The sequence below is a fragment of the Planococcus sp. TJ-301 genome, assembly GCF_058268475.1.
Window position 1 is genome coordinate 126,220 of sequence record NZ_JBZDOH010000004.1, and the last position, 14,325, is coordinate 140,544.

A 14,325-nucleotide genomic window follows, 5' to 3' on the forward strand; every position below is an offset into this window, starting at 1 on the left:
TCATTCGTAAACGACTTGGCAGAATGATAGATGATAAAGCTGGCCAGGATTATTAACTAGAGAAAGGTGCGTGTAGGTTATTGGAGATTTCAATACATATGCTGCAAGAGGTTGATGCTCGAGAATTATTTAGATTCGAGATGGAAAATCGCGGATTTTTCGAAAGAATGATACCGAGCAGAGGAGACGACTATTATATTTGGGAAAGTTTTATAAAAAGACATCAAGTATTACTTAACGAACAAGTAAGTGGCCTTTCTCATTTTTACCTGATCAAAGACGAAGGTGAGAAAATTATCGGTCGAATCAATTTAGTGGATATCGATAATACAACGAATGCTGCAGAATTTGGCTTTAGAATCGGCGAGTCATCTATCGGTAAAGGCATCGGTTATAAGGCATTGAACCTGTTGCTAAAGACGGCGTTAGGTATCGAGAAAATAACCGCAAAAACAACTACTGTAAACAAGGCTTCCCAAAAGGTGCTTGAAAATAACGGATTTGTTCAAACGGCTATAGACAATGAGGAGTTTGAAATGAAAGGCCAAAAAATGAAGTTCATTCATTATCTTTGGGAGAAAAAGAATTACACACCTAAGAAACATACGACAACTATCTAAAACAGAGGAAGATGTCATATGAATAATCGAAATTGGTTGATAGGTTTTGGGTTATTAATATTCCTTATCTTTGGAGGTGGTTTCTCATTCGTTTGATTCGGGACGGAGATTTTTATATCGCTGAAATGATCGGAAGCGTCATAGGGATTATGATTTTATCTATTGGATTTTTTTCGAAGAAGAAAAATTCAGCAGTCAAATCCTCGGATTGGCGGATTAAATAGCGGTTTTAGCAAAAGGGGATTTGGATTGGCTTGTGCTGGTATTGCTCGAAATAGATATAGATACCAATAAAAAAGAGGAGGGGACAATGCGTAATATAGCATCGTTCCCTCCTTTTTGCTACTGAGCTTCAAAAAGACCAGAAGCTTTGGTGATCCTGATAAATTCGCCATCTTCATGTTTCTTCTCTTCCAGGAAAAGCCTAAACGCCGTTAATTTTTGGCCAGTTAATTGATCCTTCAATTCGGTGTGGCTCGATAGCAGATAAGCGATGAGCGGCTCGATCTCTGAAACTTTCAGCGCATCTGGAAACAGCTTCAGTTCTACTTGCGTGAAAAAAGGTGTTAATTGGCCGGCACCGTTTTCCAGTCCGAATGCTTTCGCGTTGTTGGTTGTAGTTGAAAAATCGAGTGAAGGATCAAATTCTCGGAGCAGCGTTCCAAACTCCATCAAATGTTTTTCACCAATCGTAGCAGCATACAACTTCCCGCCAGGTTTTAAGACCCGCCGGATTTCCTGGAAAGCTTTTTTTCTATTGGGCACATGATACAGCATGAAATTGGCGGCAACGATGTCGAAACTATTATCGGGATAAGGAATGGTTTCGATATTAATCTGCTCAAAATGAATAGCTGGCAAGTTCGTTAGTTTCTTCTGCGCATCCGCCAGCATGCCAGCAGAAAAATCGGACAGCACCACTTCCCAGTTCTCAGGAACGCGTTTTTCATTGTTGGCCCAAAACGTGCCATCTCCGCATCCGAGTTCCAGCAGTTTGCTTCCGGCTTCGATTTGATATTGTTCAAATAGCCACGAGAACCAATCCTGTTTGTTCACACTGTATAACTCGTGGAGTTTGATCCGGGCTTCTAAATTTGAAGCATCTTGGTATTGTTCTATTAACTCTTCCAAACATTTCCTCCTTTTAAAAAGTGCTTTCTTCCTCTGAATCGAAAAAATCGAATCTTGACTTGATTGATATGCTCATGCACTCTTCCCATAATACTATAATATTCTGTAAATTAAATGGATTTTAACAAGACGATTGGATATAGTATAGAAAGCTCTGTAATTCCCTTATTAAGTAAATTATGAAATGAGAAAAGATGAAAGGAGAAACGGGATGAATTATACCTTCCAACCGATGACCCAGCAACAAAGCGAAGAAATTGCCGATTGGCAGTACGAGGGCGATTATGCTTTTTACAATATGGATGCGGATGAAGACGATCTTTATGAGTTTTTGAATCCCTTAGAGCGAATGGATTCCTATTTTGCTGTTACAGAACGTCATAAATTGATCGGGTTTTATTGCTTCAAAGAAACCTCTGCCGGAATTATAGATATCGGACTCGGCATGAAACCCGGTTTCACAGGGAAAGGCCACGGTCTGCCATTTTTTAAAGCAGGGTTGGATTTCGCGATTGCTCGTTACCAGCCTGAAAAGTTTACGCTGGCAGTGGCTGCGTTCAATGAACGAGCTATTGCGGTTTATAAAAAAGCAGGCTTTCAGCCGGATGAAGTTTTTCTGCAAAAAACCAACGGCGGCCATTATAAATTCGTGAAAATGAAATTGGTTCTTGAGCCATAGAAGGCATAAAAGGGGGTTATGTAAATGGAAGTTTGGGATTTGGTAGACGGCTCCCGGAACCCAATCGGGAAACTGCATACGAGAGGCGAGGAAATCTTGCCTGAGGAATACCACATTGTCGTGGAAGTTCTGACCATTAACTGTGACGGCAAAATTCTCGTGACGCAAAGGGACGCAGCAAAAACTTATCCGTTATTGTGGGAGAGCACGGGCGGTTCCGTTAATGCCGGTGAGACCAGTTTGGAAGGCGCAATCCGAGAGCTTCATGAAGAAACAGGATTGTCCGTTAAAGAAGAAGATCTTTACTTTATTGGTGAGATGAAGCGGAAGAATTATTTCCTGGACAGCTATGTATGGAAAAGCAAAGAAAACATTGAAATCAGCGACTTGAATTTGCAGGTTGGCGAAGTTTGCGATGCTAAATTGGTGACTTTCAACGAGCTTGAGGAAATGAATGGTTTGGGAGAGGTTGTGCCGCCCCTGTGGGATCGCTGGGAGATATATGCTGAGAAGTTAGGTGGCGTCATTAAAACGTCTCCTGCTAAGAGCAATTTATAACATGTTGAATGGGGGGACAAATGGAAAAAGGAGTGAAGTTGCCATAGCGAGCAATTTGGTTATATCCATTAGAAAAATGACGCAAAATGATTATGCTGTTATGTCTAAGTGGCTAAGCACAAAAGAAGTTCTGGAGTTCTATGGTGATGTTGATTCTCCGTATACGGTAGAGCAAATAAAGCAGAAGTATGAACCGAGAATTAAAGGAGAAGTTCCGGTTTCTCCTTACATCGTAGAATTCAACCAAATACCAATAGGTTTTATGCAGCGTTATAAATTAAATGGAGAAGAACAAAAAGAATTCGGTTATCCAGCAAACTTGAACGTCTTTGGCATTGATCAATTTATAGGAGATCCAACATATTTTAACCAAGGAATAGGTACAATCATGATCCAGAAATTCTTGGAATACGTGTATCGAAATACAGATGCAGATATTGTTGTTTTAGATCCAGAGGTATCCAATTCACGAGCGATTAGATGTTACGAAAAATGCGGATTTATTAAAGTGAAAAAGATAAAAAGCGGATCTAGTTGGTTAATGGAATTTAAAGAAAGCGGGAGTCATCTTTGAGAAGAAAATTGATGTTTCTCAAAAGATAACTACCTAATCTGATTGGAGGGCAGCGCTTTGGAAAAGTTCTTATTCATATTCGGTCCGCAAGCGGTGGGAAAAATGACGGTTGGCCAAGAGCTAGCGGCCATGACGGGCTTAAAACTCTTTCATAACCACATGACCATCGATTTGTTGGAGCCGCTGTTTGCCTTCACTCCAGAGATGTGGCGCCTGACAACTTCTTTTCGCCGCGAAATATTCCAGTCTTTCGCCAAAAGCAATCAGTACGGAATGATTTTTACGAAAGTTTGGTATTTCGATCAAAAAGAGGATTGGGATGAGATTGAAAACATATGCGATATTTTCCAATCGCAAGGTGTGCAAATCTATTTCGTGGAATTGGAAGCCGATGTTGAGGAGCGGCTGGCGCGAAATAAGACACCGCATCGGCTGGAACACAAGCCGACGAAGCGGAATGTCGGCCAGTCAGAGCAGCATTTGCTGAGCAGCCTGGAAAACGGGAGATTGAATTCTGCTGAAGGTGAAATTAAAGCGAAAAACTATCTGCGCATCAACAATACGAATATGACTGCAAAAGAAGCGGCGTTTTTCATAAAAAATGAATTCAAGTTATAGAAAAGAAGTGCTAATGAAAAGCTCATTTGGATCGATGAGGAGATGCTCATAAAGGGCAAGATTGAATGAATCACACCAAAAATCATGGATTTCAATTTCTCGATTTTATTTTCACAATAGAGGAGGATATCCAGCTCTACTTACCGGTTGCAGGGTCTTTTGCGGTGATCAAATGTGCTGGGCGAGTTCTCATGGTTTATAACAAATGGCGGCAACAATGGGAATTACCGGCTGGCAAAAGAGAAGGAACCGAAACAGCAAAACAATGCGCAGTCCGGGAACTATTGGAAGAAAGCGGGCAGGTTGTTGAAGGTCTGGAGTTCGTCGGTTTTTTGAAATTAAAACAGGTTTCGAATGGGAAGATTAAATTCAATCCCGTCTATAACGCGGTAATTGAACAATTGCAGCCGTTTGTCGCCAATGATGAAACTTCCCAAATCAAATTATGGGATGGGGTTGAGGAAATCGGCTGCTTCGATGAAATGGATTTGAAAATACTAGAATACATAGAGATCTAACAGTCCATATGCAAATTGCTTGTGAGAGGGGAAACGCGAATGGACGGAGAAAGGAAGAGTTGGAACGGTGCTGCCGCTATTATAATGGCAGAGGATAAGATGTTGATGATCAAAGAAAAAGAGTCCAAGGGTTGGAGCATACCTTCAGGCGGCATTGAAGACGGTGAATCTCCAGAGCAAGCGTGCATAAGAGAAGTTTGGGAAGAAACAGGATTCCACATTAAAATCAAAAAGCCGCTTCATGTTAAAAAGACAATTATCAAAAACTATAATGTGGCGCTCTATTATTTTTTAGGCGAAGTCACTGGCGGAGAAATTTTATACCACGATCCAGACGATGCCATTGAAGAAATTGCCTGGAAGACTGATATGGAGATGTCAGGTTTAGAACATGATTATCCAGAAGACCGAGACGTGCTGCTGTCCTTTTTTCCTGGCAACCCTTTGAAGGGATAAATTTCCAGCTCAATTGGAGGTGTTAAGATGGCATGGTTTGAAAACGTATTCCCTATATTATTTATTCTTATTTTTATGTACGGTTTGGCAAAACAACTTCAACAGTCTTTTCTGCTGCACAAAACAGTTTCACCAAGCAGTTCATTTAATAAAAGGCTGCTCATAGGAAACCATCTTTTTAGTTTTGCATTTGCAGGGTTTGTCATCATTCTCGTGTTAAATGCTTTGGTTTACACGAGAGCACTGCCTCAAACCCAGTCTGCAGGGAATATAGTCAGCCTTGCCGGTTTTCTTTTTGTGCTGCTGATGTTCGTCTTTAAATTTGCTGTTATACCTAAAAATCCCCAAGATTCTATTCCAACTATCCCAAAGAAAATTTAATGAAAACGGATAAGAATCGCGGCAAACCAAAAGGACAGAGAGAAGCTCTTGCTTGAGCGATTCTAACTGTCCTTTTAATAGCTGCACAATTTCACTTCATTAATTAAGGAAATATTCCCGGTAAATATAAAAGGTGAATCCTACCGCAAACAACAGATACACGATAGAACCGATGAAAATATAGGATCTTTCTGACACCGCAGCTTGCTGTTCCATTCGAATGCCCGTTTGCCCTTGAATCGACATATCCAAGTGGCGGCTCGCCATGCCGCCTTTGGATTTGAAAAAATAGATGACTGCTAAAGCTAAGCCCGCGAATGGAATAGCCACATCCAGGAAAGCGAGTTGGAGCAAATAAGCAGCTGCCCAGTTGCCCAATGCTAATGCAGCAATCGTAATGAGGACGATCAATAGTTTTTTCATGCATACCTCCATTTTGTATTTTTTGAAATAAATGTTAATATCCTTCCGTTATTTAATACGTTAATATGAGAAAGAGGTTTCAAAAGATTCCGTCAATAGAAAAAGGCATGACATAATCGTTGGAGCTGTAATTAATAGAAAGGAGCTTCGATTTGAATTTCGAAAATATCACCTGTTCAGCGGAGTTGGGAGTATTTATATCAGAAGTTATTGCAAAGGCCACAAGCCTGGTAGGTGAAGGGATCATCGGGGTTTATTTGCATGGTTCACTTGCAATGGGAGGTTTCAATCCAAGCAAGAGCGATATCGATTTAATCATCGCCACGGAGCAGCCGCTGGCAATTAAAACACAAAGAGAGTTGGTAAAGCTCTTTTTAAGCTATTCAAAAAAGCCTTTTCCGATTGAAATCAGTTTTTTGAACGTGTCCCAATTGCAGAATTGGCAGCATCCGACACCGTATGATTTTCATTTCAGTGAGTTTTGGCGGGAGCGCTACGTGGAGGAATTGGAAAAAGGAACATCAATTTACTTGAATGATGATATAAAGCTCGACAGCGATTTGGCTGCGCATCTGACCATTTTAAACAAATGCGGTATCTGTTTAAGTGGCAAGCCGATCCACGAAACTTTTCCGCCGATCCCGATATATGATTATGTTTCTTCCATTATTGCGGATTATGAAGAGTGTTTAGAAAAGATCCATGCGGATCCGGTTTATTGTATTTTAAATTTGATAAGGGTGTATTGGTTTTTAAAAGAAGGCGAGATTTCGTCGAAGAAAGAAGCGGGCGAATGGGGAGCGTTAAATCTTCCTGTGGAGTTTCAGTCGATTGTTCAAAAAGCAGCCGAAGCTTATGGAAATAAAAGGTCTGAGGTTTTCTTTGCCGCAACTGACTTAATAAAGTTACGGGATTATTTAAAAAGGAATGTTGAAGAATTGCTAAATGATGTGGAATAACAGAGGAGAAAATGTCCAGATCTATTTTTAACTTGGCGGAGCTGTTTATTCGCTATTATTTTTAACACTTTACTTTGAAACAACCTGATTTCAAATTTTGATCTCAAGGAGGGAATTTATTGAAAAGAATACGATTAGCTGTACTTATGTCCTTTTTCTGTATTTTATCCACTTTGTCAGCATGTTCTTTGGGGAATTCACAAGCGTCATGGGCTTATTCATTTGTCGTATGGGATGGTTATATTTATCAAATAAGTGATGAATTTGTGCAAGAAGTAGATAAAGAGATTGGAGAAGTGACGGTTTATTCCGATAAAGAAGGAACTTATTCCGGAAACTTCTCCAATGAATATGAAAAAGGGACTGAGTATTATTCAATAACAGGAATTAGTACGGACGAGGCGATTGCAGTTAAAGAAAAAGATGGCAAATATCGAAAAGCAATCAGAGAAGGAAAATACAATAGCCAGTAATTGCAATAGACCAGCTTCTTTCTTATGCGGCCAATGAGCAAGATTAACGATATTCCTTAAAGGAGCATTCATTTAGGATAAATCGTTTCACTATCCCTAGGCAGCTTTTCAATATGCTTTAAATAAGGAAGGACATCCTTGCCGAACTCAGGCAAATCCAAATTCAGATTATTGGCTACATCCATAGCAAGATCTTTGAAAAGAGTACACATAGCGAACAATCCTGCCCACATATTTGGATAGCTCCCATCCGGATAAGTGAGGAGCAGTTTTTGCCACAATTCCTTATTCACATACTTTTCGACGTTTTTCCCGCCTTTTCCAGGAATGGCAGTAAAGCTGGTATTAATGCCAATCTGCCAGTTCAGCATCGTCATCAGCATATCCCGCACCGGTCCATCCATCATATTCTTAGCGAGCGGAAGCTCTTGCCGCCATAAAGCTTTGGCAATATATGTACTGACCCACCAAAACTCATTAGCGCAATCTGTAAACTCTTTCTGTCCGGGTTCCATAATACGGAACGGATTTTCGTTATTGATCAACATCGTGCAGAGCCGATCGTCTTTGTCCAATAAAATCTTCCGGGGTTCTTCCTTCGCCAAAGATTCTTTTGTAAATGTGATTGGCGTCAAGGTCAGGTCAATTCGGTTGCCGTCTGTAAAAAGCATTAAATAAGAAAAGCTTTCCCTTTTTTCTCCGGCAGGCGGTACAGCCATTCGATCAGGCATCTGCATCATAATTCTCTCCCCGAAGGAATCCACCCACGAATGATCTGCTAAATAGGGCTGCATGTCTTCAACATGATAAACGATGTCGTAGTCTTGGAAAGGATCTTTGACATTGTGAAGATGAACGCGTGAGCCATTCAGTTCCACCATTCGAATATTTTCACTGTCGGCTGCCTTCGCTAAAATCAATGACAGCATTTCTTCTTCGCTTCTCATTGTTAACCACCTCTTTGCAATCAATTGTTCCAGAATTTATTGCTTTATACAATCATTTATCAGGCAGACTTAAAAATAGGAACCCTGCTATTCATTCTAAATCTTAATTCCAGAAAGGATGATCCATTGCATGCAAAGAATCATCGGCAGAAAAATTGAGCTGACAGAAAACACGCCAGAAAACATGGGTGTCTTGTATTTCTGGCGCTTTGAAGAAAAAGAACAAGAAGCGAAAAAATGGAACGGGCCGTATATTCCTGAAAAGCTGATGACGAAGGAAGAGCATCGTGAAAACTGGATGGAAGAAGAAATTTCCGTAGGCGTGCCAGCTTCGATGGTCATAATGGCTGAAGGAAACGCAATTGGCTACGTTGGCGCCTATTGGATCGACATGAATACAAACTGGCTCGAAACCGGTATAGTCATTTACGACAAAGCTTATTGGAACGGCGGCTACGGAACAGAAGCCTATAAGTTATGGATAGATTTTCTGTTTGCAGCCACAGATTTGCATAGGCTCGGCATGTCGACGTGGTCGGGCAACGAAAGAATGATGAAAGTTGCTGAACGGCTCGGAATGACTTTAGAGGCGCGAATAAGAAAAGCCCGGACTGTCAAAGGAGAGTATTTTGATGCGATTAAGATGGGAATTTTAAGAGAAGAATGGGAAGAATTGAATGCCTGCGAATGAAAATTTTTATGAAAATGCAGTTTGTTGATTTCCAGTATTTACAATTCCTAAAATAACTGATAATCTTATTTAAATTAAGTTAGCGAAAAGCGTAGAAGAGAAGAGTAGGCGATTTGAACTTCTTTTAGAGAGCCCGGTTTGGTGGGAAAGGGCAGAAGCGGGTGGTTGAAACAAATCTCTGAGCACCATGGTGGAACCTGTGATCAACGTGGGGGATATTATGGCGGGTGCTCCCGTTACCGGGCTAAGGTATTCGCAGATTTTAAGCAGTACTGAATGAGGCGAATATGGTGACGTATTCGCAAATAGGGGTGGCACCACGGTTAGATCTCGTCCCCAAGGCAAATAGCCTTGGAGACGGGATCTTTTTTTAACATCTGTGGTGGGAGGAATTCGAGATGACGTTTAGAAGAAGACTAGAAGCATGGAAATACCCGGCCTTTCTGTTATTCGGTATTGGCACATCAAACTTTGGGGCTTGGGTTTACCTCATTGCATTGAATTTGATCGTGTTGAATATGACACAGTCACCGCTCGCAGTTGCTGGACTTTATATGGTCAAACCATTGGCGACGCTATTGACGAATACGTGGGCGGGCAGTGTCATTGATCGGATGAACAAGCGGGACATGCTGATCACGCTTGATGTTGTCAGATCATTGCTGATTGCCACGCTGCCTTTTTTTTCTTCAATCTGGGCGATTTATGCACTCGTTCTTGTTATCAATATGGCGGGAGCGATGTTTGAACCCGCATCGATGGCCTATATTACAAAATTAATCCCAGCGGAAAAGCGGCAGCGCTTCAATTCACTGCGCAGTTTGATCGATTCCGGCGCATTCTTGATCGGGCCAGCTATTGCAGGAATCCTGTTTATGATTGGCACGCCGACTGCAGCGATTTACATCAATGCAGGAGCGTTGCTGTTATCGGCGTTCGTTTTAACCAGGATGCCGAATTTGGAGAAGGGTGCTGCGCTTGCTCGTGCTAGCGGCAAGGGGTCATGGTCTATAATCCGGGAAGACTGGCGCATTGTGCTGAAGTTCAGCCGCACATCAAGCCGAACCATGCGTGTATTCATGCTTTTCAGCTTTATGGTCGTCATGGCGACGGCCATCGACTCGCAAGAAGCTTCATTTGCAAAAGCGGTGCTTTTCCTGACAGACAGCGAATATGGCTTTTTGGTCAGCATAGCGGGCGGCGGCATTATTGCGGGTTCGGTGGTCAATGCACTATTAGCTGAAAAGCTGAAGACCTATTTGCAAATCGGTTTCGGTTCTTTGATGGTGGCAGCGGGTTATCTGGTTTATGCCTATTCAAATTCATACGCTGTTGCAGCTACCGGTTTTTTCATCCTGGCATTTGCTCTGGCTTTTGCCAATACAGGATTCCATACGTTTACACAGAACAATATACCTGTCGAAGAAATGGGCAGGATCGTCAGCATTTATAGTTTAGCAAAAGCCTTTTTGATCATTATCGCTACTGGAATTGTAGGTGTGGCGGCGCAAGTGATTTCCGTACAGCCCGTTGTGATCGGTGCAGTATTCGCCATGCTGGCAGTCGCCATTCTGTTATTTATAGTTTGCGTGAAACAAGAGACTAGCAGCGCTTATCTTTGGAAAGAGGCAGAAATGGAAGAAGCAAAATGATTGCACAAGGTTTATTGATAAAAGGGCAAGAGATTATGATATCGAGATAAAAAGGCTATTCTAGAAAACTCTTCAAGAATATACGTTTCTTGCAGAAATTACCGGCGAGACATTAACACTTGATATAGAGAATGAAATGAACGAAGATATTGTCGACGCTGCTTGGATCGACATCAATGCTGTGGCAAATTTTGACCGTATCACCAAATCGCTTTTGGAATTATTGGCTGCACAAAACGATTTTTGACGGAGTTCAGGAATATCATTTTTTTCTTTAAAGAGAAGATTTATATATGAAAGTCTTGTTTTCACTCGAAATCATACAATTTAGCTCTGAAAAAATTCACCGTTTAAATATGACATGCAGTTGTCTTATTTAGAATGGTACAGTTAATTCATGAAGACGAAAGAGGTGCAGAAAGTGGAAAATCAATGCAAATGGCCGCAAGGCAGTGAAATGATGCAAGCCTACCATGATAAAGAATGGTGCAGGCCGAGCTATGATAATCGCTATATTTTTGAAATGCTGTCATTAGAAGGGGCGCAAGCGGGATTGTCGTGGAGCATCGTTCTCGCAAAACGCGAAGGGTACAAGCAGGGCTTCCATGATTTTGATATTGAATACTGTGCCAAGCTGACTGATGAGGAACTGGTCCATATCAAAGACAATTACGGCGTCATCAAACATTTGGCGAAATTGCAATCCGTTCGCAGCAATGCGCAAGCCATATTGAAAATCCAGCAAGAATTTGATGGATTCGCTGACTTTCTTTGGCAGTTTACAGAACACAAGCCGATCATCAACAATTGGGAAAGCGATGAGCAAATCCCGGCGCAATCGCCTTTATCTGTGGAAATCAGCAAAGCATTGAAAAAGCGGGGTTTTAAATTCATCGGACCGGTCACTGCCTATTCTTTTATGCAAGCGATCGGCATGGTGGATGACCATATACGAACTTGCCGTTTTCATACGAGCAATTTATAAACGAGGAGGATTAAAATGGACTTTACACAAGCAGCAAGCCGCTCGATGGCAATCAGAGAAGCTTATCATGGACTTGAAAGAAAACATCACGGCAGTGAATGGTCGGTAGAGGAAGATGCATTGGCATTTTTAACCGATGCTGCTTTAATTGGGCGTCTGGCAATGGCGCAGCAGGAAAGATGGCCAACGGGCCGCGACCCCAGTCCTGAATTATTTCATAAAATCGGGGAATCGATGTGGTGGTTGACCGTCTTGGCCGAGCGCATGGGAATGGACAGCAGCCAAGCGCTGGAACAGTTTTTGCAGAACAAAGAACAACAACTAAAGGGATGATACTTCAGGAGGCTTCGCTATGACCGTCAATCGGCATTTTGAGATCATTTATCTTTTATTGGAGCGAAAAAGAGTCACAGCGAAAGAATTAGCCGAGCATTTCGAGGTATCAACACGCACCATATACCGCGACGTCGATGTATTGAGCGGGGCCGGAATTCCCATCTACGCCAGCAAAGGAAAAGGTGGAGGGATTTCTCTCTTGGAAGGCTATGTGCTGGACTCGGCCTTTTTAACGAACGCTGAGCAAACGGATATCCTAACGGGATTAGAGGCGTTAGCGGCGATGGATTTTCCCGATTCGGAAAAAATATTGGACAAAGCTGCACGCCTTTTCAACCGGGGGACGGCAAACTGGTTGGACATCGACTTTTCTCCCTGGGGCAGCGGGACTGAAAAGAAACGCCTTTTTCACTTATTGCGGGACTCGATCATCCAACAAAAGGAACTCCAGTTTTCCTACGTCAGTTCAAAAGGTGAAAAAACCGATCGGCGCGTCGAGCCTTATCAATTGATTTTCAAACAAAGTTCCTGGTATTTGTTGGGATTTTGCGTCGAAAGGAACGATTTCCGCGTTTTCAAAATCAGCCGCATCCTAAGAGCCAATGTCACCGAAAACACGTTCATGCTGCAGTCTGTGACAGATGGCATCGGCAATGTGGAAGGGGCTGCTTCGCATTCGTCGATAGGGGTTACGCTGCGGATTGCCTCCCGCGGTGCTTTTCGCGTATTCGATGAATTCGATGAACCGGAAATTAAGAGAAACGAAGATGGTTCATTTTCAATTCAAGCTCAGTTGCCGGACGGACCTTGGCTGGTCAGTTACTTGCTGTCGTTCGGTTCTTTAATAGAAGAAATCAGCCCGCAGCATTTGCGGGTAAGGATGATCAACGAATTGAACAGTTTCCGTGAAAAGCTTAATAAGCAAAGTTAAGGTTCGATGATTGTTTCAATAATAGCAGTCAAGCCGTTTTACGTGCAGGATTGGCGGGTAAATTACTAGTTGTATAGATCATTTAAAAGCATGTATCCGTTTGAAGGAGGCTATTATGGAATATATCAATTTAGGGAAATCAGGCTTGCGAGTGCCGAAGTATATACTTGGAACGGTTCCGTTCAGCGGGACAAACGGCTTTGAAGCAGCCGGCGACATCAAAGATGATCAAGCGCGCCGCATGGTGGACCTCTCGCTTGAAGCGGGCATCAATATGTTCGACACGGCGAATCTTTATTCAAAAGGCGATGCAGAGCGCGTTCTGGGATCAGCGATACAGGGGCGCCGCGACGACGTGCTGTTGACGTCGAAAACAGGATTTCATCTTGGCGACAACCCGAATGCGCGCGGAGCTTCGCGCCATAATATCCTGACGTCCATCGACCAATCGCTGGAGCGGCTTGGAACGGATTACCTCGATGTGTATTTTGTGCATTTATGGGACGGCCGCACGCCGATTGAAGAAACTGTGGAAACGATGACGAGCCTGGTGAAGTCGGGCAAAATACGCCATTGGGGCGTTTCGAATTACAGCGGATGGGCGATGGCAAGAACGGTTTCCCTCGCTGAACGGGATGGCTTTATTCCGCCGATTACACAGCAAATCTATTACACACCGGAAGCGCGCGAAGCGGAATACGAATTGCTGCCGGCAGGAAGTGAGCTTGGTGTGGGCTCGATGATTTGGAGTCCGCTCGGCGAAGGCTTGCTGAATGGCAAAATCGGACGCGGCAAACAGGCACCGGAGAATACGCGCCAAGGCGCCGGCTGGCCGGAGCCTTGGATTCAGGATCAGGAGCGCCTCTTTGATGTGATTGATGCGCTTGAAGCAGTGGCGGCTAACCACAATGCCTCTGTGCCGCAGATCGCCTACGCATGGGTGCGTGACCGTCCGAACGTCGGTCCGATTGTTATCGCAGCACGCAACGAAGAGCAATTGAAAGAAAATATTGCATCGTTTGATATCAAGCTGAGCCAGGAAGAGCATGATCTCATCGAAAAAACGGCGCGGCCTGCACCTCTTTATCCTCATTGGCACCGTGCGATGAGCTCATATGAGATGGGAAGTCCGTCTGAAATACCGTATTTGAAAAGCTTTAAACAAACGTTGGGAATCGAAGACTGATCGAACAGCTTCCCGGCCCGTCTTTTAGCCGCATATTAAATCGTCCTTATTGTTATGGTGCTGCCACAGCTTCCATTTACAAAAAAGGGACGATTTTTTTAAGCCGCTTGCTTATGCGGATAGCGGTGCATGTAAGCGGCGCCATCCGCAATTTTAAGGTATAGACGGTTTGACAATAGCTTTGATGTTCCGTAACATGAACAATTG

The 14,325-nt window shown here is 42.9% G+C and carries 19 protein-coding genes and 1 other annotated feature; of the genes, 16 read left to right on the plus strand and 3 right to left on the minus strand.

Annotated elements, in window-relative coordinates; genetic code table 11:
- The first annotated feature begins 80 nt into the window (after nucleotides 1-80).
- On the plus strand, nucleotides 81-620 hold the full coding sequence (locus tag AC4EHJ_RS15360) for a GNAT family N-acetyltransferase (RefSeq protein ID WP_490976480.1): 540 nt from the start codon (nucleotides 81-83) through the stop codon (nucleotides 618-620).
- Nucleotides 621-962: 342 nt separating this feature from the next.
- Here AC4EHJ_RS15360 and AC4EHJ_RS15365 read toward each other — a convergent pair whose 3' ends face one another.
- On the minus strand, nucleotides 963-1,751 hold the full coding sequence (locus tag AC4EHJ_RS15365; protein WP_490976481.1) for a class I SAM-dependent methyltransferase: 789 nt from the start codon (nucleotides 1,749-1,751) through the stop codon (nucleotides 963-965).
- 211 nt (nucleotides 1,752-1,962) lie between these two features.
- On the opposite strand from AC4EHJ_RS15365, the gene AC4EHJ_RS15370 reads away from it, so the two are divergent.
- The 7 genes from AC4EHJ_RS15370 (at nucleotide 1,963) to AC4EHJ_RS15400 (ending at nucleotide 5,535) form a co-directional block, all read left to right on the plus strand.
- Complete coding sequence (locus AC4EHJ_RS15370) at nucleotides 1,963-2,430, plus strand: GNAT family N-acetyltransferase (RefSeq protein WP_490976482.1); 468 nt, start codon at nucleotides 1,963-1,965, stop codon at nucleotides 2,428-2,430.
- 24 nt (nucleotides 2,431-2,454) lie between these two features.
- The gene (locus tag AC4EHJ_RS15375; protein ID WP_490976483.1) at nucleotides 2,455-2,988 is read left to right on the plus strand and encodes an NUDIX hydrolase; all 534 of its coding nucleotides are present in this window, start codon (nucleotides 2,455-2,457) and stop codon (nucleotides 2,986-2,988) included.
- 1 nt (nucleotide 2,989) lies between these two features.
- Nucleotides 2,990-3,562, plus strand: coding sequence for a GNAT family N-acetyltransferase (locus tag AC4EHJ_RS15380; protein ID WP_490976484.1), 573 nt, complete (start codon nucleotides 2,990-2,992; stop codon nucleotides 3,560-3,562).
- A gap of 57 nt (nucleotides 3,563-3,619) precedes the next feature.
- Complete coding sequence (locus AC4EHJ_RS15385) at nucleotides 3,620-4,180, plus strand: AAA family ATPase (protein WP_490976485.1); 561 nt, start codon at nucleotides 3,620-3,622, stop codon at nucleotides 4,178-4,180.
- Nucleotides 4,181-4,245: 65 nt separating this feature from the next.
- A complete protein-coding gene (locus tag AC4EHJ_RS15390; protein WP_490976486.1) occupies nucleotides 4,246-4,698 on the plus strand; it encodes an NUDIX hydrolase in 453 nt (150 codons plus the stop codon).
- A gap of 39 nt (nucleotides 4,699-4,737) precedes the next feature.
- Nucleotides 4,738-5,154, plus strand: a complete 417-nt coding sequence (locus AC4EHJ_RS15395) for an NUDIX hydrolase (protein WP_490976487.1) — start codon at nucleotides 4,738-4,740, stop codon at nucleotides 5,152-5,154.
- Nucleotides 5,155-5,181: 27 nt separating this feature from the next.
- Nucleotides 5,182-5,535, plus strand: a complete 354-nt coding sequence (locus AC4EHJ_RS15400) for a hypothetical protein (protein WP_490976488.1) — start codon at nucleotides 5,182-5,184, stop codon at nucleotides 5,533-5,535.
- Nucleotides 5,536-5,634: 99 nt separating this feature from the next.
- On the opposite strand, the gene AC4EHJ_RS15405 is transcribed toward AC4EHJ_RS15400, so the two are convergent.
- Entirely contained in the window at nucleotides 5,635-5,958 is a 324-nt protein-coding gene (locus AC4EHJ_RS15405) for a hypothetical protein (RefSeq protein WP_490976489.1), read from the minus strand.
- 152 nt (nucleotides 5,959-6,110) lie between these two features.
- On the opposite strand from AC4EHJ_RS15405, the gene AC4EHJ_RS15410 reads away from it, so the two are divergent.
- Together AC4EHJ_RS15410 and AC4EHJ_RS15415 are read left to right on the plus strand one after the other, a co-directional pair.
- Complete coding sequence (locus tag AC4EHJ_RS15410) at nucleotides 6,111-6,917, plus strand: aminoglycoside adenylyltransferase domain-containing protein (RefSeq protein WP_490976490.1); 807 nt, start codon at nucleotides 6,111-6,113, stop codon at nucleotides 6,915-6,917.
- Nucleotides 6,918-7,036: 119 nt separating this feature from the next.
- Nucleotides 7,037-7,390 (plus strand): hypothetical protein, encoded by a 354-nt coding sequence (locus AC4EHJ_RS15415; RefSeq protein WP_490976491.1) that lies wholly within the window; start codon nucleotides 7,037-7,039, stop codon nucleotides 7,388-7,390.
- 68 nt (nucleotides 7,391-7,458) lie between these two features.
- Here AC4EHJ_RS15415 and AC4EHJ_RS15420 read toward each other — a convergent pair whose 3' ends face one another.
- Nucleotides 7,459-8,337, minus strand: coding sequence for an aminoglycoside 6-adenylyltransferase (locus tag AC4EHJ_RS15420; protein ID WP_490976492.1), 879 nt, complete (start codon nucleotides 8,335-8,337; stop codon nucleotides 7,459-7,461).
- A gap of 130 nt (nucleotides 8,338-8,467) precedes the next feature.
- Here AC4EHJ_RS15420 and AC4EHJ_RS15425 point away from each other — a divergent pair, with 130 nt between their 5' ends.
- The 6 genes from AC4EHJ_RS15425 (at nucleotide 8,468) to AC4EHJ_RS15450 (ending at nucleotide 14,118) form a co-directional block, all read left to right on the plus strand.
- Nucleotides 8,468-9,028 (plus strand): GNAT family N-acetyltransferase, encoded by a 561-nt coding sequence (locus AC4EHJ_RS15425; protein ID WP_490976493.1) that lies wholly within the window; start codon nucleotides 8,468-8,470, stop codon nucleotides 9,026-9,028.
- 83 nt (nucleotides 9,029-9,111) lie between these two features.
- Nucleotides 9,112-9,369 (plus strand) — a binding site (T-box leader).
- A gap of 57 nt (nucleotides 9,370-9,426) precedes the next feature.
- The gene (locus AC4EHJ_RS15430; RefSeq protein WP_490976494.1) at nucleotides 9,427-10,680 is read left to right on the plus strand and encodes an MFS transporter; all 1,254 of its coding nucleotides are present in this window, start codon (nucleotides 9,427-9,429) and stop codon (nucleotides 10,678-10,680) included.
- A gap of 421 nt (nucleotides 10,681-11,101) precedes the next feature.
- Nucleotides 11,102-11,665: a DNA-3-methyladenine glycosylase I gene (locus AC4EHJ_RS15435; RefSeq protein WP_490976495.1), complete on the plus strand. Its 564-nt coding sequence runs from the start codon at nucleotides 11,102-11,104 to the stop codon at nucleotides 11,663-11,665.
- Between the two features lie 15 nt (nucleotides 11,666-11,680).
- Nucleotides 11,681-11,998, plus strand: a complete 318-nt coding sequence (locus AC4EHJ_RS15440) for a MazG-like protein (protein WP_490976496.1) — start codon at nucleotides 11,681-11,683, stop codon at nucleotides 11,996-11,998.
- A gap of 19 nt (nucleotides 11,999-12,017) precedes the next feature.
- Nucleotides 12,018-12,932, plus strand: coding sequence for a helix-turn-helix transcriptional regulator (locus AC4EHJ_RS15445; RefSeq protein WP_490976497.1), 915 nt, complete (start codon nucleotides 12,018-12,020; stop codon nucleotides 12,930-12,932).
- 115 nt (nucleotides 12,933-13,047) lie between these two features.
- Complete coding sequence (locus AC4EHJ_RS15450) at nucleotides 13,048-14,118, plus strand: aldo/keto reductase (RefSeq protein ID WP_490976498.1); 1,071 nt, start codon at nucleotides 13,048-13,050, stop codon at nucleotides 14,116-14,118.
- Nucleotides 14,119-14,325: the final 207 nt, after the last annotated feature.